The sequence below is a fragment of the Mesorhizobium sp. M1E.F.Ca.ET.041.01.1.1 genome (assembly GCF_003997355.1).
In the GTDB taxonomy this organism is placed as follows: domain Bacteria; phylum Pseudomonadota; class Alphaproteobacteria; order Rhizobiales; family Rhizobiaceae; genus Mesorhizobium.
Map to the genome: position 1 here is coordinate 1 of NZ_RZSL01000734.1, position 2,572 is coordinate 2,572.

Sequence of the window (2,572 nt, forward strand, 5' to 3'; positions counted from 1 at the left end):
CGCCGGAAGAGCGCGATATGCTGCTCAACCAGCCGATGATCCAGCCGACGCTGGCGCTTGCCGCGGAGGCCGATGTCACCTTCGTCGGCATCGGCGACCTTGGCCCGAAGGCGCCGCTCTATGAGGACGGCTTCATCTCGGAAGGGGAGCTCAAGGCATTGCAGAAAGCCGGCGGCGTCGCCGAGATCGTCGGCTGGGTGTTCGACCGCGAGGGCCGCATGATCGAAGGCATCACCAACGATCGCGTGTCCTCCGCGGCCTTGCCGTCGCGCGAGAAGTCGCTGGTCATTGCGCTGGCCATGGGCGAGCGCAAGTTGCCGGGCATCCTGGCCGCCGTGAACCGGCGGCTGGTCAACGGCCTCATCACCGACGAGCGGACGGCGGCGGCGTTGCTTGCGGGCGCATGAAATCGGGCCCCAGCTTCATCATCCAGCATCCGCCAAACGATTGTTGATAAAAAAGAACCGCCTATCGGGAAGGCCCGCGCGGATCGTTGCCGTCGAGGAAGCCCATGTCGCGCTGTAGATGCGGCGACAGGTCTCGAACATCGACATAGCCGCGCCGGCGGCTGGCGAACCATGAAAACTCCCGCGCCAACAGCGAAATCGAACTGCGGGCCGGGGACGAAACGACTTTTTCCTGTATCGTGGTCATGATCATCAGCCTTCGCCATGCTTGAACTGGGTTGATCGTCGACCCCACATATCGGTGTTAGCGGCCAGTGCTTCCAATCAAACGTCGATCATGACCCATAAAGAGGCCTTATGCCCGATCTCAGCGCCCGACAGTTTGCCCAACTCCCGCCGCTGCAGGCGATCCGCGTGTTCGAGGCCGTGGCCAGGCACCTTTCCTTCACCAAGGCCGCCGAGGAACTCGGCATGACGCAAGCCGCCGCGAGCTATCAGATCAAGCTGCTCGAGGAACGCATCGGCGCGCCCTTGTTTCTGCGCCGGCCCAAGCAGATCGAGCTGACCGAGCCCGGCCAGCGCCTGGCGCCGGCCGTCAGCGAGGCGTTTTCGTTGCTGAGCGGCGCCTACTCGGCCGCCCGCGCCGGCGCGGAAGGCGTGCTTTGCGTTTCCACCTTGCTTACTTTCGCCTCGAACTGGCTGGCGCAGCATCTGGGCTCTTTCCAGGTCGCGCATCCCGCGCTGGCCGTGCGCGTCGATACCTCGAACCGCGTCGTCGATTTCGCCCGCGAGGACATCGACATAGCCATCCGGTCCGGCGGCGGCAAATGGCCGGGCGTGGAAACGCATATGCTGTTCAAGGCCGACTTCACCCCGGTGCTCAGCCCCAGGCTCGCGGCCAGCATCGGCGGCGTCAACGAACCGGCCGACCTGCTCAAGCTCCCCATCCTCGATCCGGGCGACATCTGGTGGCAGGAATGGTTCGCGCTCGCGGGTCTGCCGGCCGAGGAACTCGCCAGCCGCCCCGGCACCAGCATGGGCGCGCAGGCCTATGAGGCGAATGCCGCCATGGCCGGCCACGGCGTGGCGATCCTGACCAGGGCGCTGTTCAAGAACGAACTTGCCGACGGCCGGCTGATCCAGCCCTTCGACCTGGTCGGCGACGATGGTCATGCCTACTGGCTGGTCTATCCCACGGCGCGGCGCAACGTGCCGAAGATCCGCGCCTTCCGCGATTGGATCCTTGCCGAGATCGCCTGCCAGTAACCGGACGCGGCTACCGGCCACCGAACCTGTCTCCCGTTACGCGCCGCCCAGGCAGGGTGTGGCGTCGATTTGTGCTGCGCTGCAGCATCGATTCAGCCTTGACATAATTCACGCTAAGTGAGTAATTGCTCACAGCCAAGGCAAATGCTCATCTTGGTTTTAGGGAGGAATTGATGAAACTTCGCACGCTCACCCTGGGCCTGTTGTCGGCCAGCGCCCTCGCTTTCGCCGCGCATGCCGAATCCATCACCATCGCCACCGTCAACAACGGCGACATGGTCCGCATGCAGAAGCTGACGGACGACTTCACGAAGGCCAACCCCGACATCAAGCTCAACTGGGTCACGCTTGAAGAGAACGTGCTGCGCGAGCGCGTCACCACCGATATCGCCACCAAGGGCGGCCAGTACGACGTGATGACCATCGGCACCTATGAGGTCCCGATTTGGGCAAAGCAGAGCTGGCTCTTGCCGCTCGACAAGCTTGGCGACGACTACGACGTCAAGGACATCATCCCGGCCATTGCCGGCGGCCTTTCGGTCGACGGCAAGCTCTACGCCGCGCCCTTCTACGGTGAGAGCTCCTTCGTCATGTACCGCAAGGACCTGATGGAGAAGGCCGGCCTCAAGATGCCCGATGCCCCGACCTGGGACTTCATCAAGCAGGCTGCCGACAAGATGACCGACCGCGCCAATGGCGTGAACGGCGTCTGTCTGCGCGGCAAGGCCGGCTGGGGCGAGAACATGGCCTTCCTCACCGCCATGTCGAACTCCTTCGGCGCCCGCTGGTTCGACGAGAACTGGAAGCCGCAATTCGACCAGCCTGAATGGAAGAACACGCTGCAGTTCTATGTCGACCTGATGAAGGCCGAATCGGCCTTCATCAGGTCGACATAGAAC

3 protein-coding genes and 1 pseudogene are annotated in these 2,572 nt (G+C 63.6%); 3 read left to right on the forward strand and 1 reads right to left on the reverse strand.

The annotated features are described in order from the left end of the window. The coding region (locus tag EOA38_RS33295) for a sugar-binding domain-containing protein (protein ID WP_281060144.1) at nt 1–407 on the forward strand (407 nt) is incomplete at its 5' end. Nucleotides 408–468: 61 nt separating this feature from the next. Here the strand turns inward: EOA38_RS33295 and EOA38_RS33300 are convergent. Continuing rightward, a complete protein-coding gene (locus EOA38_RS33300; protein WP_348627546.1) occupies nt 469–660 on the reverse strand; it encodes a hypothetical protein in 192 nt (63 codons plus the stop codon). 104 nt (nt 661–764) lie between these two features. Between EOA38_RS33300 and gcvA the strand changes: the two genes are divergently transcribed. Both gcvA and EOA38_RS33310 read left to right on the forward strand, forming a co-directional pair. After that, nucleotides 765–1,673 carry a transcriptional regulator GcvA gene (gcvA, locus tag EOA38_RS33305; RefSeq protein ID WP_126090733.1) on the forward strand — a complete coding sequence of 303 codons (909 nt, stop codon included), beginning with the start codon at nt 765–767 and terminating at the stop codon, nt 1,671–1,673. A 173-nt stretch (nt 1,674–1,846) separates the two neighbouring features. After that, nucleotides 1,847–2,536: pseudogene (locus EOA38_RS33310) on the forward strand (extracellular solute-binding protein); the annotation flags it as partial. Nucleotides 2,537–2,572: the final 36 nt, after the last annotated feature.